This is a genomic window from Pantoea sp. GW821-FHT03E06 (genome assembly GCF_059420725.1).
This window is the reverse complement of the sequence record NZ_JBWKUG010000003.1, coordinates 89,756-112,049: the sequence shown is the minus strand read 5'-3', so window position 1 is coordinate 112,049 and position 22,294 is coordinate 89,756. Positions and strand designations below refer to the sequence as shown.

Sequence of the window (22,294 nt, the reverse complement as noted above, 5' to 3'; positions counted from 1 at the left end):
CAACGCTAAAAAGGGACTCAAATGAATGGCATAAATCCTTATATTACGTTGAATAATGGTGTGAAAATGCCCGCTCTGGGATTGGGTGTTTATCAGGCCAAACCTGAAGAAACTACCGAGGCGGTGAAGAAGGCACTGGAAACCGGATATCGGCTTATCGATACCGCTGCGGCCTATTTTAATGAACGTGAAGTCGGCGCCGGGATCCGTCGATCGGACGTAGACCGCGACGATATCTTTATTGAAACTAAATTGTGGATTTCCGACTATGGCTACGATTCTGCTCTTCGCGCCTTTGATGTCAGTCTGAATAAATTAGGCATTGAGCAACTGGACCTCTGGCTGCTTCATCAGCCTCTGGCATCAGAATTTGAAAAAACCATTCAGGCCTATAAGGCGGCTGAAAAGCTGCTGGCCGAGGGGCGCGTGCGTGCCATTGGTGTATCCAACCTCACGCCCACTGAACTCGACAGATTGATTACAGAGACCAGTGTTGTTCCTGCGGTGAATCAGATCCAGGTTCATCCATATTATTCACAGGCGGAATGGCGTGCGGCTAACGACCACTATGGCATTATCACACAATGCTGGTCACCACTGGGTGGGTCTTATACCTACAACAATGCGGAGAAAAATCCTTTCGAAGATAAGATAATCACTGACATTGCCAGAAAATATTCGAAGACGCCGGCACAGGTTATTCTTCGATGGCATCTTGAACACGGATATTCCGCCATTCCTAAATCTGTAAAACCCCACCGAATTGTCGAAAACTTCGACGTGTTTGATTTCAGGCTCACGGCTAATGAAATTAAAGCTATTGATGCGCTTGAAACAGCCGTTCGTGGCGGCCCGGATCCCGACTCACTGGATCTGGCAACCTATGGTTTCCAGATCCCTGACTGATGATTTTCCAGTGTAATGACAAAGGTGCGTAAATGCGCCTTTGTCATGGTAGTGGGTGAGTGCTAAACCGCTGCGATGCAGGCGACCATCACACATTAACTTAGCTGTTTAAAGGCCGGAAAACTGCTCCGCCTCAAAGGGATCATTCTATGAAAGTTACAGAGCTGACGAGTCGCCAGCAGGCGATCGCTCCAATTTCTGCATTCACTGCGTTGGGCGATAATCATAAACTGAGAGCCGCACTGGAAGCAGGCCTACATGCTGGCCTGACTATTAACGACATAAAAGAAATACTGGTACAGCTTTATGCTTACCTTGGTTTTCCACGTGCGCTTAACGCACTTGGAACCTTTATGACCCTTGTGAATGAACGAAAAGAACAGGGTATAAATGATATTGCAGGTTCCGAAGCCAGCCCGCTGCCTGCTGGCCGATCCCTCCTTGAACTGGGCACATCTGTGCAGACATACCTGATAGGTGTGCCAGCAAAAGGGCCTGTATTCGATTTTGCTCCTGCTATTGATACGTACCTGAAAGAACATCTGTTTGGTGACATTTTTGGACGGGACAACCTCAGTTATGAAGATCGTGAGATTGCCACCCTTGGCGCACTTGCAGGCCTGGAAGGCGTTGAGCCGCAGCTAATGTCCCATTTCAACATTTCTTTAAACATTGGTTTGACTGAAACGCAATTAAGGGGGGTGATCGTCGCCCTTGAAAATTCGGCCTGTCCGGTCGTCGCTCAACGTGCAACGTCAGCCCTTGAGAAGGTGCTGGCAGCCAGTAAGTAAAATCTATGCAGCTTCTCTCTGTAGCGCACTAGCTGCGTAATGGCATGATTATTAAAAAACAGTGAGGCCGATTTGATGGCTTTCGCGACGTGATCTCGTAAGCCCTGACCTAAAGGAATATGGCAATAATCTGGAATGCGGGGCCCATGCCTTTGATGACTTAAAAATAAAGGCATGTCCTGACAAAGTCAGCAGGGCTTTCGATGCAATGTCCGCTTTTCGCTCATAGCGGACATGCTGCTAACTGTCTAAACCTCTCACCTGCATTTTCCAGGCATGAGCAGAGCGCTACGGCTTAGAACTGCCGCAATACAATTATCACTTTTCACCTCCATGTCATTGGTGACGCCACACGTCAAAGACACGGGCCATTTTTGTGATTAATAGTTCAATATCAGACTTAAATCCTTATGTGGACGGCAAGTTTTCAAAAGCTTTTCCGGTATGAAGCACGCCGTAGCACCAGTGAACCAGCTTTCGCATAACAGCCCCGATTGCCACCATCTTAGGTTTGCCACGCAGGCACAATTCTTCATAAAAGTTGCGCATTCGCGTATTGCATCGTCTGGCACAGAGGGCGGACATATACAGCTTTGCACGTAGCTGCGGTGGTCCGATTTTAGACATCTTTGCTTTACCTCGAACGGAAGTGCCCGAACGTTTTTCCACGGGCACCACGCCTAAAAAGGCCGCTGCCTGACTGGCAGACTCAAAATCATGACTGCGCAGTAAAACCAGCATATTTATGCCCAATTGTGGGCCGACGGCCGGGATGGACGTCAGAAGGTCATAATCAAGCTGTAGCGCTGCATGTGCTTTTATGTGTGCCTTTATCAGCTGCTCCGTAAATTTTACTTCTTCCCGGAGAAGTTTCACCATGCGCAGGCAGGAGCTCATCACGTCAGAAGGCGTATGCGTGCTCTGGTATTTTTCGAGCCGGTTTTCCTCACGTACGGCGTCACTCAGCAATGCATCACGCCTGCGTATAAGCGCACTGAGATGCATGACTTCAGCAGAAGGCGGGTGCCATCGGTGCGGCTTTTTCAGCAGCGCGTAGCAGGCCAGCATGTAAGCATCTACCTTGTCCGTTTTGGTCAGAATACCCATACCCTTTGCAAAATCGCGGCTGCGGTGCGGGTTTGCAAGAGAAACGTATGCGCCAGCTTCATGCAACGACAGAGCCAACCGTTCATGATAAACGCCGGTTGCTTCCATAATCAGATGAACGTCTTCCGGGCCACAGTGCTGAAGTCGAAGCCAGCGGATAATATTGGCTGCTGCACTGTTGTCATTTTTTATCTTCTTGGTTCGTATACGACCCTTTATGCCATCATAGAGGATGCAAAGGTCGAGCGAGTCTTTACTAACGTCTATGCCTACAGGGAACATTTTTATTCTCCTCTCACATTGACCGTCACGCCTGTTCGCCTTGTACATTCGGAGTCATGCTCCCGGTAACCGTTCAACAAAATGTGCTGGCGTGAAAGGTGAAACGGAGGGCCGCAAGCTGTCAGGCAGGATCAGTAATTTAGTCTGTCCTCAGGGAGGGGCCCGGCTCTCTCCGCTTCGTGTGATGGTAGCTAATCACCACATTATGTTAGATACAAGAGAGGGGCTGGATCTGCTGCGCATGAAGGTGGAAGAAGGTGACGTCATCCTGGTGAAAAAACTCGATCGGCTTGGCCGCGACACCGCCGATATGATCCAACTGATAAAAGCATTTGATGCTCAGGGTGTAGCGGTCAGGTTTATTGATGACGAGATCAGTACCGACGGTGATATGGGGCAAATGGTGGTGACAATTCTGTCGGCCGTGGCACAGGCTGAACGCAGGAGAATACTGGAACGAACGAACGAAGGCCGACAGGAAGCAAAGCTGAAAGGCACAAGATTTGGCCGAAGACGCTCTGTGGACAGGGATGGTGTACTGGAATTACTCCGGAAAGGTACTGGCGCAACGGATATTGCACGGCAACTCAGTATTGCCCGCTCTACGGTTTATAAAATTCTTGCAGAAGAAATGATCGGGACTTCGACACGGGGATGATGCCAGTGTGTTTATGACCCCAGGTAGTACTCACCATTGAAAATTTGTCAATCAAGAGAACGAGGTCATTCTGGCTTATACAAGTGTCCGTTGATTTTACATTTAAAATAATAGATTTTGTTACAGAACTAATGGCACTGATTGAAAATCTCTGGCCAGAGACAGCCCCTGGCCAGTAATTTCAGAAAAGGTAACCTAATCTCAGGCTGATATTTGTATCCTGCCGGAATCCCTGCTCTACAGCGATATCACGACCACCTGAGAACTGAACCTGAACGGCAGGCGTAATGAAATGCGAAGCAGAGACACGGACATACGTGCTGTCCAGCCGGTCATCCTGGGAAATACCGTCAATCCGGCTTTTGGCCCCGGTTATCCATCCGCCGCCAAATCCAAACTGCGTGGCAGGCGTCAGGTTATAACTCAGATACGCCTGATATTCGTACCGCGGACTCTGACTGAGTCTGGCGTTATCCGCGCCGTACCGGTTATTTGCTGTCGTCCAGGAGACATCGGCACCCGTGGTGAATGCCCAGGCGTCTGAGAAATGATGGATCCAGACGGCCTGCATCAGATAGCGCCAGCGGTTTTCCCCCACATTGACAGCCCTTTCATTGGTGTAGGCTCCGGTAGGTGCATAAATAAACGGTGCAAGTGAAAGAATGTCCCCCCCTGTATTGTCCATCCTGAACTTGAAAGGCATCCCCACAATGATATCGCCCATGCCTGACGCGCTGCCGAGTGGGCTGGCATCTCCCATCGCGTTCGCTCTCACAAACGGTATGATAATCTGTGGCTCAATACTGATGTTTTCCGCAGGCCGGAATCCATGAATAAATCGCAGCAGCGTGGCCTCAGAACGTAATCTGTAATCACCGGCAGCTTTATTGCCCTGAGAATAGTATTTATCGCTGTGGGCATACTGAAAATAGGCCAGCGCAAATGTTTTATCCGCCGGCATCATTTCGTAATCCCCGGGAGAAAACTCGAGGGCATCAGCAGGCAGGCTTAATACTGCTGCAAGAGAAATACCGGTACGGCAAAAAAACTTATTCATAATGATTCTCCGCTGTCCTGCCGCAACAAGCCGGTCTCCGGATGACAGTTAACGTATTCGAAATATTGTGATTCTGCAGGCACAACGATAACTTCATGCCACAGGCGAAGCGCTATATTAAAGTTCAGCTCTTTCACATAACGCATGAATCCACCAAATATGGCCACATGTGTCGGATGGCTTTTTGCCCAGAGTTCAAGGGCGGTCATATCGGCAAAGTGCGCCAGGCCAAACGTTTTCTCCGTCAGCGCATGTGATGAGGGGTCTAACACCTGCATATACCGGCAGCTCAGGCAGCCTATGGCGTTGCCCTGGTCTCTCAGAAAATCCATCCCCTGGTGCAGCACCGGCTCTACTTCCGTGAGGTATTTCTGTCTTTCCTCCTGTTGCGTGGCCGACCAGTCCTGCCCGGAGCGAATGAGGCAGAGGTTATTACTTCCTGACAGCACAGTGCGTTTTCCGCTTGTTGTCCGCGAACGGACTTTACCGGTTCCCCGGAGAGGGCTGTTCTGAGCTGCCGGCAGGCGATCGCGCGCACTCCCCCAATAACCATGCTCACGCATTTCACCGCTCATGCCTTCTGCCAGCCAGGCGACGCCTTCCGGAGATGCCCTGTCTGAGAATATGGTCTCAAAGCTTTCTGGCTGCGGGCTGACAATTTCCAGAAAGAAACCATACTCCCCGTTCTCCCTTTCGGGTGAATTCCACCATATGTGGAACTGGCTGCTCTCTTTCCAGCGCTCAAACTGCTCTGCGGATGACCAGTAGGCGATGGCCATCAGGTTATGAAACCCTGCCTGGTCTTTACATGACGCGATGTCCCAGTGCCCAGGACCGTCTGCTGACGAAAAACGCTCAGTGACTTCATTCAGGGCAGAAATATCCGGACAGTTTTTCCCCTGAATGCCGAAGTACGCCATGACTATCCGGCCGGTCAGGGGTGAGAATCGTGCTGTCCAGGCCGGAAAAGGCGGCTGATGTCCCTCTGGCATGGCTATAGGACATCTGCGCAGGGTACGCAGATGTTCCGGAATGGCAGGTTCCATTTCTACTCCTCCTCTTCTCCTGCAGCCTGCTCGGCAATTAACTCAGGAGGGGAATGTCGTTTAATCACAGTCTTGTTGGCTGAAGGATTAAAAAGGAGGCGGGTCACGTCAGGACGAGAATAGTGGCCAACCGGGTCTGCCGCCAGTTTCGCAAAGGTAATCGCAGCAGAGTCGAGCTCAGCGATAAGCAGTCCTTCCTCATTTTCCCCGAGAGGGGTGACGAGTTCTCTTCCGTCCGGTCCGTAAATACGGGCATGTCCCCCTCCGGCACTGAGTAACGCTCTCTGGTCATCATCAGGACAGAGGAAATCAATCATTTCATCAGAAACCACGGCACACGGGGCTATCACGAAGCACTGCCCCTCCGCGGCATAGAGGCGTGAAGCCGCCGTATTGACGTCAGGACCCAGCGCGGCCGTTGCACTGGTGTAAAGACTGAAACTGGGCCAGGCGGCGATGTGGATCTCCTCATGCTGGGAATACATCGCGTAGCGGGACAGCGGCTGCAGGTGCTCCCAGCAGCAGAGGGCCCCGACGTTACCCAGAGGTGTCTCCCAGGTGGTCAGTGAGGAGCCGTCGCTTTCGCCGAACAGCGTACGCTCCACGTGCGTGGCCTTGAGCTTGCGCCGGATGCCAATGGTCTCCCCGTCGCTGCCAATCAGCCACTGTGCGATATAGAGGCTTCCATGATCGCGTTCGCTGAAGCCCAGAGCGACAGTGATATTATTTTGCCGTGCCGCATCCGCAATTCGCTTCGCCTGGGTACTGTCCAGCACCAGAGAGTTCTGATGATACTGATAAACCAGGGGCATATTTGTCGCGGGCGAGTTCAGCCATAAGAACCACGGGTAACCGGGTATCCAGGTTTCCGGAAAAGCGATGAGCTCCGCGCCTTTCTGTGCAGCTTCAGAGATGAGGGTGATTGTTTTGTCTACGGTGCCTTCTAAATCCATAAATACGGGGGCGGCCTGAACGCAGGCAACGGTAACCGTTGTTTTCATCATGATCTGTCTCCTGGTAAAATATTTCAGCAGACACAGATATACCCTCCCTTCCGGGCGCGGAGTTATGACAGGGAGGAAGGAATGCTTGTCTGAAAAGGAAGTGGTCTGAAGTTTGCATTACATGTCCAGCCAGAGCGGAGGTTGCTGACATGAACACCTATAACACTGCTGATGTTTTGTACGCTGACCGGAGTGAATACTGGCAGCATGCCATCAGCCACACGTTTGTACCGCTGGAAAGCACTTTTTCCGGAAGTGAACGGCAGGGCGTTCTCAGGTCCGGAGTCTGGGGTGACCTGCGGCTGTCAGAGGTCAGCAGCAGTGCTCAGGACGTCGTAAGATGCCGCAGGGGGGCTGATAATCATCCCGACAATGCCGTGCTGCTGAGCTTCATCAGTCAGGGTAAAACATCCTTGATTCAGGCGGGGAGTCATGCCTGTCTTGGTCAGGGTGAATTCGGGCTTTATGACACACGCTTCCCTTACGAGCTGCACCTGCATGGTGAAACGCGACAGCATGTGGTGCACATACCCACAGAGCATCTGAGGCAGGCACTGGGAAAAACAGAACACCTTATTGCTCATTCCTTTGGCAAAAAACACGCCCTGACGCCTTTTCTTCACATGCTTCTGCACAACCTGATGGCGCAACCGGAAGATATGGTATCCCGTCACACTGGCGTCCTTTACGGGCAGTTTTTTGAACTCCTTGCCGTTATTGTCTCAGATGAATGCAAAGCAAAAAGACCGTCCCGTTCATCTGCGGGGCTGCTTTTACAGATTAAAATCATGATAAATCAGCAGCTTTCGGACACGACCTTGTCAGCGTCAAAAATTGCTGAATCATTCCATATTTCACCGCGTTATCTGAGCATGCTTCTGAAAAATGACGGCACCACCTTTGGCCGGTATGTCCTGACTCAGAGGCTGAATAAAGCCTCGCTGGCTTTGCAGTCCCCCCTGTATTCAGATGTCCCCATCAGCCAGATTGCATGGACGTTTGGGTTCAATGACATGGCTTATTTTTCGCGTGCATTCAGGGCAAAATTCAGCCACTCACCAACGGAGTACCGTCATCAGGCTGGCGAGGCCTAGCTGAAGATGGTCATACGACAAATTCCACTGCAGGAAATAAATCTGGTGCCTTTGGCTATAACTGGATTTTGGAAATTCAGTAATGTGATTTTTCACTCGACGGAGCATCTGCCCGGTTCAAAATCAGATATGAAATTTTTTCGCGAACCGATAGAATAGATAAAAACTTCTTATAAACAAATGATTGCACTCTTAACGTACGTTTTCGTTCCGTCGGCCCTCAAACCCCGTAAATAGCTCTGCAGAGCAGCGGCCAGCGCCCCTTCACTCAGCGCCTCATAATCTGTAGAAAGAAGTTTCTCATCCCACAGAATGCTGTCGGTCAGAGCAGGCAGATTATTGTACATACTTGTCTCCTTACAGATCCCCGTACAGGGCGCGTAACTCAGCCAGCGCCGCAGCCATTTCAGGTTCCTCTACCGCCGCCAGAAACTCCTTCTCCAGCGCCAGATATTCTTCTGTTGTCATGGCGATGTGGGTGCCGTCCAGCCCCAGAACTGCCTTGCTTCCCTCGCCGCGCGGGATATACAGCGACACCATGCTGTCGCGGGCGCTCCACCTGTCCGTGCTCCCCTGCCAGGCGCGGGCCTGTATGTAGCGGACCAGCGCGCTGAACACGTCCCAGCCGAGCGCCAGCGACACCCGCCCGGCGGTCACGAACAGGCTGAGCTGTGGCGCCTGCCAGGCCTGCCCGGGCAGTTGCGGCAGCCGGTTTCCGCGAATTTCGGCGCGCAGGGTGACGTCGGCCACCTCCGCCTTCAGGGTAAGATCGTCCGTGACCAGGCCGGTGGCCGCAGCCCAGGCCTTCAGGCTTTCCCCGTCCGGCCGCTGCGCCCGGACGACCAGCGGGAAAACGGCCTTCAGGCGCGCCGGCGTGCAGATGCGGGCGATAGCCTCATCCGGAAAGGCGTTCAGGTTCAGTGCGCCGGAGGAGAGCGGGCGCAGCAGGAACTCCGCCCAGGTGGCGTCCACGCCGTGCGGCACGGCCGCCATAAAGGCGTCCGTTTCGGCCCGGTAGTCCACGCCGGCGAGATCGAAGGCCCGGTTGATGTAGTAAGTATCGACGGGAATACCGTTTTCCGTGGCGTAAACCAGGGCGTCAAAGGTGATGCCCAGCAGGGCCTCCATCGCGGACCAGCTCATGAACGCGCTGCCGGTCTGGCAGGCCGCGTGCGCCTGCACAAACAGCCAGCGCAGCTCGGCCGGCTTCAGGGACTGCCGGCAAAAGGTTTCTCCGCGGACCACCTTCCGGTAGAGCGTCTCCCGCGTGCCACCCGGATCGGCCTGGAGGGCAAAAAAGGCGTCATCCGGCGGGGCGGACTTCAGCGCCCCGTCGAGCAGGCGTTCGGTCAGGGCGTTGACCGAGGTGTCCTCGGCGGACGCGCGGGACTTGAGCCCCTCAATGAGTTTTTTCGGAAACCGTAATGTCAGCTGGCTGAGCATGATGCTTTTCCCCGGATGCTGTGTGATTTCATAAAGAATGCATCAACGTTTGAGGAAAAGCACGCATTAAGTAAATGTGACATCATGTCAAAAATAACCATTCACATGTTCTTCTTTCTCTTTTCTGTGCTCAGATCCGGAAAAAGGCGGAACCGGATCGTTCTTATGTGCCTGTTTAACCTGTAAAGAATAAATCTGAAATCCATTTAGTGGGGGTTCTCTTGTTCCGTTTCAGATTCAAAACATGGTTGATGCGGAAATCTGATTCTTTCCAGTGTTTGATTAATTAAAGATATAAAAATCAGTGTTTTATTAAAATATTTATGAGTAAACATACCGATGGAGGAAGTTTTCGGAAGTTTAAAGGAAGGGACGTACCGCCTTATCTTAACGTTATGGTGTCTTATTTTATCTGTTCGGTAGTCACTCTTGCCTTATGTTCAGGGCGCTTATCGCCCCTTAATCTGACCGGATATCACTTACGGGATCGGCTTGCTGCAAAGGATAATCCGGGCGGTTTGGATCAGGGCCGTACGCTCCTGAAGGCCATTGTCACCGCCGTCAATTTCTTTCGTCATAGTCCTCACATCGCAGGCCTCAGCGAGGGCGTTGCACCCGTGTGTTTTCCAGAACCAGCCAGCGGAACGGGCTGCGACGGGTTCCCTCAGCAGTAGGTCGGGTTCGGCAACCAGATCCAGGCCGATGCCGCGACCGCACGCGAGGTAGTTATCCCTGAAGGTTATCTGCAGCAGCCCGCGCCCATGGTATCGCCAGCGTCATCGGGGGCGCGGTTACCGAATCGCCCGCCGTAAATGAGATTGGCAATCGCCCTTTGCTGTCCAGATGACAGTGGGGGAGCATTGTCCTTCCGGCCCAGCTGCTCACGTTGCGTCTGTGTCAGCCGATTGCCAAAAATTTTCAGCCCGCTGACGCTGCAGTTCAGGTTTTCGCTGATGCGGCTGAAGCCCTTCGATTCGTGACCCAGCTGACCGATAAAGTGGGCCTGCTGCAGGGACGTGCTGATGCTGAACTCTTTCATTGCGGCCTGCAGGGGTTCAAACCATTTCTCGGCGAGCTGTGTTGAGAGGCCGGCTGACCGCCGGAAATCATCTTTATTCATCGGCTTATTTCCTTATGGGGTTAAATAATTTGCAACGGTGTTTTCGTGTGTAAATAAGCTGCAGAAAATTTGCAGGAAATCTCGGTTCTGTTCAGCCTTTAAACCCGCAATAAGCGTGTTTGGGCATTCCGGGGAAGCAGTGAATTAAGCTGAGAAATTTAATCTTCAGCAGTGCTTATCATTATGCAATCCCGGTACATCAGGAGGATTCTCTGGGAATGTGATGGGAAGGGCCGCGGGCGCCTACATTCGCCCGGGATTCTTTATGGCAGTAATTTCTCATGATAATTTACCTTATAGGATAAATCTTAAAAATAATCTTACAAAACGCTTCCGGGTGAACCATGCGCTGTGCCAGCTTTTTCAGGCGGACAACTGTCGGCCTGACGACCGCTTTAGTCATATTTTGTTCTGTGCCCGCCGCCTTCGCGCTATCCAGTGGCTGCGTCGCGGTCAATGCTCTGTCGGGTTCATCCAGCCTGTCCTTCAGCGCAAACCGTTATCCGGCGTCTGACTTTGCTGCCGGCGATGCCCTGACGCTGAGCTTTACCGACAGCGGTGCGGCATACGGTGGAGACCCGTTGACCTCAGACAGCGTTAGCATCTCGCGTTACAACCTCAGCAGTTTCCAGACCTATTACGCCTCCAGCGCCACCAGTAACACGCCCCATACCGTGACCATCACCGTGCCGTCAGGCAGCCTGGAGGCAAACGGCGTTGCCCTCCGCGCCACGACGTCGAACGGTCAGATAAGCAACTTAGTGTTCAGCTGCACCAGCACATCGGTGGCCTCCGGGGATGCCACGCTTTCAGGCCTTTCACTTTCTTCAGGTACGCTCTCACCGTCGTTCAGCGCCGCAACCAGCAGCTACAGCGCCTCGGTCGGCAGCAGCGTGTCATCCGTTACGGTCACGCCCGTTGTCACTGAGAGCCACGCCACCGTCACCGTGGACGGCACCGCCGTCGCATCCGGCTCGGCGTCGCAGTCCGTCAGCCTGACATCCGGCAGCACGACCAGTATTTCCGTCGTCGTCACGGCGCAGGACGGTACGACCCGGGCGTACACGCTCAGCGTCACCCGCGCGGAAGCCGCCCCGGTTTCGTCAGGCAGCGCCGCTACCGTAGCCGCTGACAGCACGAACAACGTCATACCGCTCTCCCTGAGCGGCGGAACGGCAAGCTCGGTGACGCTCGTTTCCTCCCCGGCGCACGGCAGCGCGACGGTCAGCGGGACCTCGGTGACTTACACGCCTGCAGCCGGCTATTCCGGCAGCGACAGCTTTAACTGGAATGCGTCTAACAGCGGTGGCACCTCTGCCGATGCCACCGTATCCCTGACGGTTACCCCTCCGGTGCTGGCGGTGACGCCGGCTTCAGGCGCACTGCCCGCCGCCACCGTGGGGACCGCCTGGTCACAGAGTCTGACGGTCTCCGGCGGCACCTCTCCCAGGACCTGGTCCTCCACCGCACTGCCCACCGGGATCACGCTCGACGCACCGGCCGGCACGCTGTCCGGAACGCCCTCTGCCGCCGGCAGCTACAGCTTCCAGGTCACCGCTACGGACGCGAACGGTGCGACCGGCAGCGCCAGCTATACGCTGGTCGTCAGCGGCGCCTCGCCGGTGGCCAGCGACAGCACGGCCACGGTGGCCGCCAACAGCAGCAGCAATCCGGTCACGCTCAGTCTCTCCGGCGGAACGGCCAGTTCGCTCAGCATCGTGAGCCCGCCGGCTCACGGCAGCCTGGCCGTTTCGGGTCTGACGGTGTCCTATACGCCCGCCACGGGGTATGCGGGCAGCGACGGCTTTACCTATACGGCCACCAACAGCAGCGGCACCTCCGCCAGCGCCCGCGTGTCGCTGACCGTGACGCCGGTGCTGCTGACGCTCTCACCGGGCAGCGGCGCCCTGCCTGCGGCCACGGCGGGCAGCAGCTGGAGCCAGACGCTGACGGCCTCGGGCGGCAGCGCACCCTATACATTCGGTGCCACGACCCTGCCCGCCGGGGTTACGCTGAACCCGGCAACGGGTGTCTTAACGGGAACGCCATCCGCTTCGGGCAGTTACAGCTTCCAGGTCACCGCGACTGACGGCCTGAAAAACATCGGCACGGCCAGCTACTCCCTGACGGTTAGCGCGGCCGCGCCTGCTGCCCTCCAGCTCCAGCCCGCGGGCGGCGCCCTGCCAGAAGGAAAAGCCGGGCAGGCATACTCTCAGGCCCTCAGCGTCACGGGCGGCACCGCGCCCTACCGCTGGCAGCTGAGCGGCACCCTGCCGCGTGGACTGACGTTCAGCGACGGCCAGCTTTCAGGCACCCCGCAGGTCTCCGGAAGCAGCACGTTCAGCGTTCTGGTGACCGATGCCACCGGCAGGGCTCTGCAGGCGGGCTACTCGCTGAACATTGGCGCGGCGGCACCGTCCGCGGCTGACCATGCCGCTACGGTGGCCGCCGGACAGTCGGTCACCGTCAGCCTGACCGGCGGGGCGATCGGCGGCCCGTTCACCGGCGCGCGGCTGCAGGAGCAGCCGGACACCAGCCTGGGTAAGGCCTCAGTCCAGGCTTCGGGTGACGGCTATCAGCTGCTGTTCACCGCCGCCGCGCAGGCCAGCGGCACCCTCACGCTCCGCTATGTCCTGAGCAGCGCGGCCGGGACTACTTCGCCTGCACTGATTACCCTGACCATTACCGCGCGGCCCGACCCGTCCAGGGATGCTGACGTCATCGGGCTGGTGAGCGCGCAGTATCAGGCCGCACAGAATTTTGCCCGCGCGCAACTGCGCAACTTCAGCGACCGCCTGGAGCAGCTGCATCGCGGGACCGACCTGCCTTCTGACATGAGCGGCGTCCGTTTTTCCATGCCCTCCTCCGGGCCTGAGCACGACGCCGACCGGAATATGTGGACGACGGCCTGGCGGCAGCAGAAACCGGGCCTGTCGGACGCGCAGCGCCAGCCTGCCGCTCCGGCACTGCCTTTCGCCGGCGGACAGCAGCCGCAACGGCTGTCGTACTGGACCGGAGGCTATGTTGATTTTGGCGGCGACAATGCGGACGGAGTGCGCTTCAGTCACACCACAGTGGGCGTGACCACCGGGGCCGACTACCGCTTTAGCGGAACCTTTACCGGCGGAGCGGGCATTGGCTTCGGCCGCGACGTCAGCGACGTTGGCGACAGCGGCACCCGGACAAACGGTCGCGCGCTCAGCGCCGCTCTCTACGGCAGCTACCACCCGGGTCCCTTCTTTGTGGACGGCTTGCTGGGACACGGCACGCTGAGCTTTGACAGCCGCCGTGCGGTCACGGATTCCGGCGCCGTGGCTCGCGGTTCCCGGTCGGGGCGTCAGGTCTTTACATCGCTGACCTCGGGTTATGAATTCCGTGCGCCTGACCGCCTGGTTTCACCCTACGCCCGTCTGCAGTACACCCGCACGTGGCTGGATGGTTTCAGCGAGTCGGGCGCCGGTGCGTTCAGCCTGGCCTACGCCTCACAGACGGTTGCGCAGTTCGTGACGGCCGCCGGCCTGCGGGGGGAACGCACCGTGCCGGCCCGCTGGGGCATCCTGCGCCTGCAGGGGCGCATTGAATATGCACAGACGCTCAGCGAAGCAGGTACTGCGCGGGTCGGTTACGCGGATACCGCTGATGACACCTGGCGCGTGGCGCTGACGGAAACCAGCCGGCAGGCAATGACGGTCGGCACCGGGATTGATTTTCTACTCCCGTACAACATCACGCCGGGCATTGCCTATCAGGGCACGCTGGGGCTGGACGCGCAGCGCACGCGCGCGCAGATAGTGATGATCCGGGTCAACATTGGTTTCTGACGACAGAATAAGCAGCCCCGCACGAGGTCTGCATCACGCAGTTTCATCACTTGAAGAGAGAGTTCAGCAAGATGGTACCGGAAAACGACAGCAAGGGTGGAGAAAACGACACGCCACATATCTCCGCTTACATGCCGCACAAAGACAGCCAGGGCAGAACCCCGGAGGAGAGGCTGGCCAGACTGCAGAACAGTGATGAGATGATGCGGCTCAGTAAAGCGGAGAAAGACGCGGAAGAACGCAAGAAGGCGGACGAAAGAGAGACGGCCGACAGGCGGTCTGCACTGCTGAATGCGGTCCGGGTCAGTACGCCCGATCTGAGTACGAAACTGTTTGAGGAAATGAAGGCGCTGGCCTCACGGGACAAAAGTTTTTCCAGCCGGGATGCGATTGCCCTGATGAGTGCGACGGGCGTGACCCTGAATCCTTCGCACGATTTTTACGACCTGAATACCGCGCAGCGAAATGACCTGCTGGATCGCATCGGATTTTACCGGGGGGTGGTCATTGACCAGACCTCGGCCAATACCGTGGAGTCCGGGTATCGTGAAGTTATCAGGCGCCCTGATGACCAGTCGTCCGGGAATGATGAGGACCGCGAGAGCGTTCCCGCCACGCTGTTTTACCGCCGGCCTAACTTCTCTGGCTATTTTGAAAATAATCATACCAGCAATGAATCCGTTCATCAGATGCAGAAAAACGGGGTGACCAATCTCAGCCTGTCACTGAACGTCGCAATGGGATCGATTAAAAGCGCTGCAATTGGAGCCGAGTACGCATCGTCAAGTCAGAGCCGGATCACCGCGGGAGGAATAAACAGGACGCTGTACACGACGGCCAGTTTTTATCTTCCCATGATCGAATTATCCTTCGATGATTCAGAAGTGTGCGCCAGCCAGGCATTTATCCGGGCCTGCCGGACCGCGCTGACAATCTCCCTTCCAGATTCAGCCGAACCCGCTGAAGATGATGCGCCGGCAGAAACAGATGCAGATCTGAAGGATCGGCAGGCCAGTGAGGCGATGAAAGCCCGGTTCAGACGCCTGAAAAAGGTGCTCGATACATTCGGTCATTTTGTGCCGGTCAGTACCCGGGTGGGCGGGCGCCTGTATGTGACCGAAGAAAAGCAACTGACGACGAAGGAACTGAGCACTGACCTGACCGAGCGCTTTGCGGTCGCTGTCAAAGCCAGCTTCTCTCACCCGGTTGCCAGCGGTGACGCGGGTCTGAAATATGAAAACTCGGTCCAGACGACCTCCTCAGATGAGGCGTCAAGTGAAGCTCAGCGCCTTATTTTTCAGGCAGTCGGCGGGGAAGGGGCTGCGGTTCAGAATGCCAGCCTGTGGGCGGATTCCCTGGCGGATTATCGCCGCTGGTCTGCCATTCAGCGTGAAAATCTAGTGCCTACCATCAACCTGCTGCCGGTGGCGCTAAGAGATGAAGCATGGCACGTGCTTGAAAAATTTTCGCTGGCCAGTGATAAGCGGTCTCTTATGAATGATGAGGATGCCTCGTTTTTATTCTTCGGCGAATATGGAGAAAGAGCCGGTTCAAAAGCGCGGGAAATTTATTTCAGCATTCAGAATCTCGCCAGGCCGGCCGCGGTATCGCTGGGGCTGACTCCGCCACGGCAGGGAGATGCGGCCGTGCTGTCTCATCCTTCACTCAGTCAGGCGCAGATATGGCACCTGACTGCAGACGGGCAAATCATCAGCTACATCAGGGTCAAACCCGGAGCGACAGGCCCGCGCGAAGACATTGCTTTTGCACTGACTGCCGGTACGGGAAATAAGGATTCAGGATATGACGTCCTGATCCGTAAAGCGGGGTCTTCGCCGCTTCAGCAATGGCAATGCACAGAAGCGGGTGAGATTGTTAATACCGCCTTGTCTGATACTAAAAACCAGTTTGTTCTGACGGCAGGCAGCAGTGAAAAACTGATGCTGACAAAACAGACAGCGGGCTCTGATCTGACCCAGCTGTGGACACTGCAGGAGTTTTCGCACAATGAGATAAAGGACAGCAAGCCGCCGGTTATTGCCGAGAGGAGCGTCAGAATCACCTGTAAGGATAAGAAGCTGGCGCTGTCATTGATGGAAGGTGCTTATCAGAAAGAGCTCACGGACGGGAAACGCTATACCGTCTGCGCGCAGCCCTTTACCGGCGGGGCGCATCAGCTGTGGCAAAGAGACGCGGCGGGAAATATTACCTCGTGTCTGAAAACGGCCACCGGAAAGGATGTCTATCTGTCCTCAGCGGATATTGCCGGGGCCCCTTATCCTGTCGCCAAGACCTATGACCCATTGCTGACTCAGCGCTGGAAAAACGACGTCAACGGTCATCTGATGCCGGCGAGCGGGCCACTGGCGGACTGGATGATGTCAGTTAATGCCCAGTCTGATGAAAGCCAGCCCGTGTACCTGTCCGAAGCAAGAGCTGATATCCATACCGCATGGCAGATGGAGGAGGTTTCAGAAAACCAGAGCGCCAGTGTCACAGAATATTTCCTGCGGGCCGATGAAGCATTTTCAGAGAAAGAGGAAGTATTCACGGTGGACTCAAGGGAGCTGGTGATTAACGGATACATCCGTGAAATCAGCCTGTACGCTGTTGACCGTAAAACGTTCAACAACCTTTCAGCCAGTGGAGACGGAATTATAAATGGGGTCTGGAATGGAATTACAACTTTAGCTGGGGTTGGACCTGGAACCGGATTTGGAATTGGCGAAGGCTGGGCGTTACAAATGCGGTTGAAAACGCAGAAAACGGGCGGCGGGGAAGAAAACATACAACATCAGGGGGCCCCCAACCGGGATAATCAGCTGTTTGAGGAGCTGTCACCGGTGTACGTTGAGACCGCCATGGTCTACCTGCCCGACTGGCCCATTTACTCGCTGCGCCTGTCCATCCGGCGGGGCGTGAAAAACGTTCTCTGCTTCGAATATAAACCGAGGAAAGAAAGTGACTGGGTCGGAGCTGATCCCGGTGGCAGCACCCTCACAGAGTGGCAGCCGGGCTATGTAGAGGTAGGCAAAGGCGTAATGAAAAGCAGTGGGCCCGGTATCGCCGGCCTCGGCCTTCATTATGAAAGGAATGCAGCCGGTAATGCAGCGCGCATTTCGCCCAGTCTGCTGCTGAAGAAATAATTAACCTGGTGACAGCCCCCGGTTGTCACTGTTTTTTATCAGGAGAACATCTTTGCGTCCGTTTATGAGTTACCGTTTCGAAAATAATGAATTTGGTGAAGACCGTAATAAAAATAATTATTTTCTGGATAAAGAAAGAAAAGGGTTGATTAAAAAGCATGCGTTCTTCTATGAATATTTTGGCGAGGCGCCGGTATGCCCTTACTGTAATGAGCATATTGATTATAAGCACGCCGCTGTAGACCATATCATTCCTTTTAAAATGTATGTGCGTTATCATTTACTGAAAAATATCAGTATAGATATCGATGCTTTTCTGGATGATGGTATATATAATTTAGAAAATTTCTGTCTCTGCTGCGCCAGCTGCAACTCATCCAAAGGTAACAGCCTGGCTACAGAAAAAATTACCAAGGCTATAGTAAATTTTTCAGCGGCCGGGGTTGATCCGGGTATTTTCAATAAGGCCCTGATGATAGCTAATGATATTCTTGAGACGCTTCCTGGTTATCAGGCTATCTATTGTATGAAAGGGATCTACTGGCAACCAGATGTTTCATTATTAAAACCAGAAGTATTAGGTGACGAATTAAAAAGACGTGATAAATGGATGTCATCCTTTACAGGGGGGAAAGAAGTCAACCTCAATGATGCTGTGTTATGGCTTTCTGAGAAAATAAGCGACAACCTGGATCCCCCTCCCCATCCAGCCTTAATCAGACGCCATTTAGTAAAAATTAAAAAATACGAAGTTGGCAAAGTCGAATTTACCGCTTTAGTGAGCGTCAGAAAGCCCGCGGATGCAGAAAGTAAAAATAAAATATCAAAAGTGCCTATCGACCCCGGTGATCCCGGACAAGTGAAATATCGGACTGAGGTACAGTTCAGCGGCCTGAGCCGCGCATATGTACTACGAACTGTAGAAGGACTTCTGATGAATACGCCAAAAGAACAAAAAACAATAATCGAGGAAGAGAGTCAATCGGAGTCTGAAGCTGGCACAATGGTCCCTGAAAACGTATCGTCACTCCTGTCAGATCCCGCAGAGGATTGCACCGACCATGATGAAGATGACGATGACGATGACGATGACGATGACGACGAATATCTGCATGACCTTGATTCAAGAGGCAGAAAAAATAAAGACATTACGGATGTGAAACCTGAAAAACCGCTTCCTCTCCAAAAGAAAAACGTCGGTGATCCCTATCTGAAAGGGAAAAATCTCCGGGAGGCACTGATGTTAAAACAGGTGTTTAAGAAAGAGCAAAGCCTGCCGGTTCTTTGCTGTTGTTATTGCCTGGGTTTTTATCCTTCAAGTTCTTTCCAGATAGACCATATAGATTCTGGCCTGAAAAAAAGAAGTTACCATCTGAGTAACAACCTGCTGGCTGTCTGCCAGGGGTGTAATAATAATAAGAGAGAAAATAGGCTTACCACGGATTTTCTCAATAAACGTATTGAAGACAGACAGAACTCAGACAGAAAGACAGGACTGGAAAATAAGATAACAAAGAGTTCTCTATATAATTATACCCCGATGGTTATAGCCACTTGCATGCAGGCTTACGTCCTGCGGGAACACATCAAAACTTCACGGGGGAGCCTGGACGTAAATTACATTGCTGCATGCTTTGAAATTCTGAAAAAAACACAGATGGAGTTTTCTTTACCGAAAAACTTTACTGAAAACTATGAGAAGTTTAAGCAGAGATGAATATTACGTCCGGGACTGACAGAGTCAGGGAGTAACCCGGTACCGGGGAATTGTCCTCCGGCAGAAGTAGTACGTGAGTCCGCGGTGATAAGACCGTGCCCGCATGTACCCGGCGGACCGCGAGCTGCTCTGGTTATACCGCCCAGATCATGCAGGCACATAGCCTGAGAGCGTATCATGCCGGATGTTGATAATGGCTGCACTTCCGTTTTACGGCCCTGAACGTCCGGGCGTGAGCAGTAACACGCCAGTGGCAGTAGTTATCTCTGATCTGCTGGGTTATGACTCTTCAGCACCCGACCCTCTTTAAGAAACATTTTATCCCAGATGGAAAAATTTTGTTTTATTCACTGTATCCAGCACTTGCTGCCTTCGTTAAATCCTGCAGATCCGAAAAAAGGAAAAAGAGGAAGTGACGTAAAAAACTATGAGCCGGCGAAAACAGTTCCAGCGGGATGCTCCCAGAGTTTCTCCAGCTTTAAGTACGCTTTTGGGTACAGTGGCAAAAGCCGATCGCGCCACCACAATAAAGTAAGGCAGGGCGCTGTAAACCTGAGCAAGTACAAAAGCCGTCGGATTATTCACCAGCGTAGCGCCCAGCAGTGACAGCCATCGGCCAATCAGGCCGTAGGGTCCGAAAGCTGACACCAGCAGAATCCCCATTGCCAGCGGAGGGGTAAGCAGGGGGAGCATGACCATCAGCTCGGCGATCAGACGTTTTCTCCCTGAAGCCTGTGACAGCCACAATGCAACGGGAATACCAATCATAATGATGATTGCGAGCGCCAGCAGGCCCAGTCCCATTGATGTAATTATGGATGCATCGTCCCGCCAGGCCAGGCGGAGATGATGCCAGGGCGTGACGCTGACAAGGGTAATAAAAGGGATGCTCAGCAGCAGGAATGCAGGCAATGACAACCAGCCCGCAGCCCCGGCCGGACGTTTCAGCGGGCGTATAGGTTATCTCCCTTAGGCCCGGCGTAGCCGAACGCTTTAAATATCTTCTGCCCTTCTTCGCTCTGCATGAAAGTCACAAAATTCTGCCCCTGTTCCGCAGCATCATGTGCATTTTTCAGTACGGCCGCGTAAAACACCATCGGCTGGGTGTGCAGCACCTGATCTTGGCCTTTGCTGTCTTTGATGGTAAAGCTGACGGTGTCATACCATTTTTTCGCCATCGCCGGATTACTGAGGTTGATTTCATCCGGCAGGGCTATGTAAGGCAGGTGAGCGGAACGGACTTCGCTTTCATAGCCTGCAGCCGCATCCACCTGTCCGTTTTCAAGACGCGTCAGCAGCCCGCCTTCCTGATGGGTCTGTGCCGGATTCTGTAGCGAGCCCAGAATGTTATCGGCGATACCCGGCATTTTGTAAAATTTTTCAGCCAGCATCAGGCTGAATACAATGTTCTGACCTTTAGGATCAACGTAAGGATCCGTACGTCCGAAGTAAATATCCTTCTGCGCCAGCAGGTTCAGCCAGGAGCCATCTTTTTTCTGGCCGGCTTTTTCAAACTGCGCGGCATGTTTCCCCCTGGGGTTATAGGCGATCACCATACTGGTGCTGGCGACAGGAACGGCCTCATCGATCAACCCGGCCTTCCTGAGAATCTCCATCGGCCCCGGAGTAATGGAAACAAAAACATCGGCCTGAATCTTCTTGCTTGCGAGCAGACGGGCCATTCCGTAAGCCCCCTGTCCCTGCCCCTGATAACCGGCATCAGCCGCTTTAGAAAATGCCGGCCCCAGCCCCTCGTCCATGACTTTACCCATTGAGCCGGCATAGGTCACCCTGATGTCACTGGCCAGCACCGGGACTGATATCTGCATCAGCACAGCAGCTGTCAGCACGCACATTGTTTTTCTGTAAGCCACAATAACCACCACGTTATATATTTATCTGTATAACGATTTTCCTGAAAATGTCCTTCACTGACAATGACTTGCAGGAAAATCGCTAAGGTAAGTACAGAAATGCATCCGGCGATCTGAAAAAGAAAGAAGGTGTGCCGTCTGCGAAACCCGGATATCACAATTTGTAGCGGCTTTTTCCGGGCAAGGAATTACAGCTCCGGCTGGCTTCCGCTATGCATGATATCAATAACCGCAGACAGGCGCTTTATGACATGCAGGGCAGCCCGGGAAAGCTGTCGTGAGGGGGCGGTGCATAACCCCAGCGTCAGGGGTCGCAGGGGCCTGTTCCTGAGAGGGATAAACTTCAGCCGTCCGGCCCTGACATCCTCCATCACGTCAAGCCAGCTGAGTATGCAGACTCCGGTACCTTCGGCGATAAAGGTTCTGATAAGACGAATGTCGTTGCAGGAAACTGCTGTTTCAGGCATCTGGCCTGACCGGGCATAAAGCGAACGCACTCGCTCGTGAACGACCAGCCCTTCACCCGGCAGAATATGGCGTTCGTCGCGCAAATCTGTAAGGGAGAGAGTTGTACTTCTGCTCAGCCGGTGCTGCACTGGCAACACAATTCCCATCTCAAGCTCTGCAAACGCCATTACCTCAATTCCGCTGACCGTGGCCGGATCAAGGATAAGCCCGAAATCCAGCTCATTATCTTTCACCATTCGCGATACAGCGGCACTGCTCTCAACAACCAGCTTCAGATTCAGCCAGGTATTGCCCTGAGCCGTCAGTGATATTTCTTCACTGAGAGGCCCCTCAGTCAGTGCCTGTACCAGGCCCATACTGACCTGCCCGCGCCTGAGCCCCTGGATCTCATCAAACCGCTGCCGGGTGAGACTGAAATCATGCTGCCAGCGCAGAAAGTCGGTGTAGAGGAGTTCGCCGGCCGTTGTCATACGCATTCCCTCCGGCAGACGTTCAAAAAGGGGCAGTCCTAAGCTTTCCTCAGCCTGAAGGATCTGACGGTTTATTGCTGAGGCGGAAACGTGCAGCTTTTCCGCGGCTTTGCGAAGGCTTCCGCTTCGCGCAACTTCGGTGAAATAGGAGGCGAAACGGGAAAACGGACTCATAGCTTACCTGTACAGTTTTTTGCAACACGTATGTGCATTAATGCTGATGGATGAGTACACCTTATTTCACTCACACTATCGTGACAATGCCCGGCCATGACTCACTGCGTTGACAG

General features: G+C 54.0%; 16 protein-coding genes and 2 pseudogenes. 7 read left to right on the top strand and 11 right to left on the bottom strand.

Features of this window, described 5'->3' with window-relative positions:
- The first annotated feature begins 21 nt into the window (after positions 1–21).
- Both AC07WB_RS23435 and AC07WB_RS23430 read left to right on the top strand, forming a co-directional pair.
- Positions 22–906: an aldo/keto reductase gene (locus tag AC07WB_RS23435; RefSeq protein WP_494941506.1), complete on the top strand. Its 885-nt coding sequence runs from the start codon at positions 22–24 to the stop codon at positions 904–906.
- 149 nt (positions 907–1,055) lie between these two features.
- Positions 1,056–1,697: a carboxymuconolactone decarboxylase family protein gene (locus tag AC07WB_RS23430; protein WP_053085176.1), complete on the top strand. Its 642-nt coding sequence runs from the start codon at positions 1,056–1,058 to the stop codon at positions 1,695–1,697.
- Between the two features lie 408 nt (positions 1,698–2,105).
- Here the strand turns inward: AC07WB_RS23430 and AC07WB_RS23425 are convergent, their stop codons facing one another.
- Positions 2,106–3,086 carry an IS110 family RNA-guided transposase gene (locus AC07WB_RS23425; protein ID WP_494941505.1) on the bottom strand — a complete coding sequence of 327 codons (981 nt, stop codon included), beginning with the start codon at positions 3,084–3,086 and terminating at the stop codon, positions 2,106–2,108.
- 217 nt (positions 3,087–3,303) lie between these two features.
- Here AC07WB_RS23425 and AC07WB_RS23420 point away from each other — a divergent pair.
- Positions 3,304–3,744: pseudogene (locus AC07WB_RS23420) on the top strand (recombinase family protein); the annotation flags it as partial.
- Positions 3,745–3,925: 181 nt separating this feature from the next.
- On the opposite strand, the gene AC07WB_RS23415 reads toward AC07WB_RS23420, so the two are convergent.
- The 3 genes from AC07WB_RS23415 to AC07WB_RS23405 are packed head-to-tail and all read right to left on the bottom strand — an operon-like array spanning position 3,926 to position 6,851.
- Positions 3,926–4,801 carry a transporter gene (locus AC07WB_RS23415; protein WP_494941504.1) on the bottom strand — a complete coding sequence of 292 codons (876 nt, stop codon included), beginning with the start codon at positions 4,799–4,801 and terminating at the stop codon, positions 3,926–3,928.
- Positions 4,798–5,847: a phenylacetaldoxime dehydratase family protein gene (locus AC07WB_RS23410; RefSeq protein WP_494941503.1), complete on the bottom strand. Its 1,050-nt coding sequence runs from the start codon at positions 5,845–5,847 to the stop codon at positions 4,798–4,800. The genes AC07WB_RS23415 and AC07WB_RS23410 overlap by 4 nt, the downstream gene beginning before the upstream one ends.
- A gap of 2 nt (positions 5,848–5,849) precedes the next feature.
- Positions 5,850–6,851 carry a carbon-nitrogen hydrolase family protein gene (locus tag AC07WB_RS23405; protein ID WP_494941502.1) on the bottom strand — a complete coding sequence of 334 codons (1,002 nt, stop codon included), beginning with the start codon at positions 6,849–6,851 and terminating at the stop codon, positions 5,850–5,852.
- Between the two features lie 149 nt (positions 6,852–7,000).
- On the opposite strand from AC07WB_RS23405, the gene AC07WB_RS23400 reads away from it, so the two are divergent.
- Complete coding sequence (locus tag AC07WB_RS23400) at positions 7,001–7,945, top strand: helix-turn-helix domain-containing protein (RefSeq protein ID WP_494941501.1); 945 nt, start codon at positions 7,001–7,003, stop codon at positions 7,943–7,945.
- 170 nt (positions 7,946–8,115) lie between these two features.
- Here AC07WB_RS23400 and AC07WB_RS23395 read toward each other — a convergent pair whose 3' ends face one another.
- From AC07WB_RS23395 to AC07WB_RS23380, 4 genes are all read right to left on the bottom strand, one after another.
- Positions 8,116–8,292, bottom strand: a complete 177-nt coding sequence (locus AC07WB_RS23395) for a hypothetical protein (RefSeq protein WP_494941500.1) — start codon at positions 8,290–8,292, stop codon at positions 8,116–8,118.
- Between the two features lie 10 nt (positions 8,293–8,302).
- Complete coding sequence (locus tag AC07WB_RS23390; RefSeq protein ID WP_494941499.1) at positions 8,303–9,388, bottom strand: hypothetical protein; 1,086 nt, start codon at positions 9,386–9,388, stop codon at positions 8,303–8,305.
- A 479-nt stretch (positions 9,389–9,867) separates the two neighbouring features.
- Complete coding sequence (locus AC07WB_RS23385) at positions 9,868–10,131, bottom strand: glycoside hydrolase family 19 protein (protein WP_494941575.1); 264 nt, start codon at positions 10,129–10,131, stop codon at positions 9,868–9,870.
- Positions 10,128–10,508, bottom strand: coding sequence for a hypothetical protein (locus tag AC07WB_RS23380; protein WP_494941498.1), 381 nt, complete (start codon positions 10,506–10,508; stop codon positions 10,128–10,130). Before AC07WB_RS23380 ends, AC07WB_RS23385 begins: the two co-directional genes overlap by 4 nt.
- Positions 10,509–10,852: 344 nt before the next feature.
- On the opposite strand from AC07WB_RS23380, the gene AC07WB_RS23375 reads away from it, so the two are divergent.
- The 3 genes from AC07WB_RS23375 to AC07WB_RS23365 all read left to right on the top strand — a co-directional run bounded on the left by AC07WB_RS23375 (position 10,853) and on the right by AC07WB_RS23365 (position 19,192).
- Positions 10,853–14,329 carry an autotransporter domain-containing protein gene (locus tag AC07WB_RS23375; protein ID WP_494941497.1) on the top strand — a complete coding sequence of 1,159 codons (3,477 nt, stop codon included), beginning with the start codon at positions 10,853–10,855 and terminating at the stop codon, positions 14,327–14,329.
- A gap of 71 nt (positions 14,330–14,400) precedes the next feature.
- Complete coding sequence (locus AC07WB_RS23370; RefSeq protein ID WP_494941496.1) at positions 14,401–17,475, top strand: hypothetical protein; 3,075 nt, start codon at positions 14,401–14,403, stop codon at positions 17,473–17,475.
- Positions 17,476–17,527: 52 nt separating this feature from the next.
- Positions 17,528–19,192, top strand: a complete 1,665-nt coding sequence (locus AC07WB_RS23365) for an HNH endonuclease (protein WP_494941495.1) — start codon at positions 17,528–17,530, stop codon at positions 19,190–19,192.
- A gap of 429 nt (positions 19,193–19,621) precedes the next feature.
- On the opposite strand, the pseudogene AC07WB_RS23360 reads toward AC07WB_RS23365, so the two are convergent.
- The 3 genes and pseudogenes from AC07WB_RS23360 to AC07WB_RS23350 all read right to left on the bottom strand — a co-directional run.
- Positions 19,622–20,149, bottom strand: a pseudogene (locus AC07WB_RS23360) (ABC transporter permease subunit); the annotation flags it as partial.
- Positions 20,137–21,048: an extracellular solute-binding protein gene (locus AC07WB_RS23355; protein WP_494941574.1), complete on the bottom strand. Its 912-nt coding sequence runs from the start codon at positions 21,046–21,048 to the stop codon at positions 20,137–20,139. The pseudogene AC07WB_RS23360 and the gene AC07WB_RS23355, both read right to left, overlap by 13 nt.
- Positions 21,049–21,254: 206 nt before the next feature.
- Entirely contained in the window at positions 21,255–22,178 is a 924-nt protein-coding gene (locus AC07WB_RS23350; protein WP_494941494.1) for a LysR family transcriptional regulator, read from the bottom strand.
- Positions 22,179–22,294 lie beyond the last annotated feature (116 nt).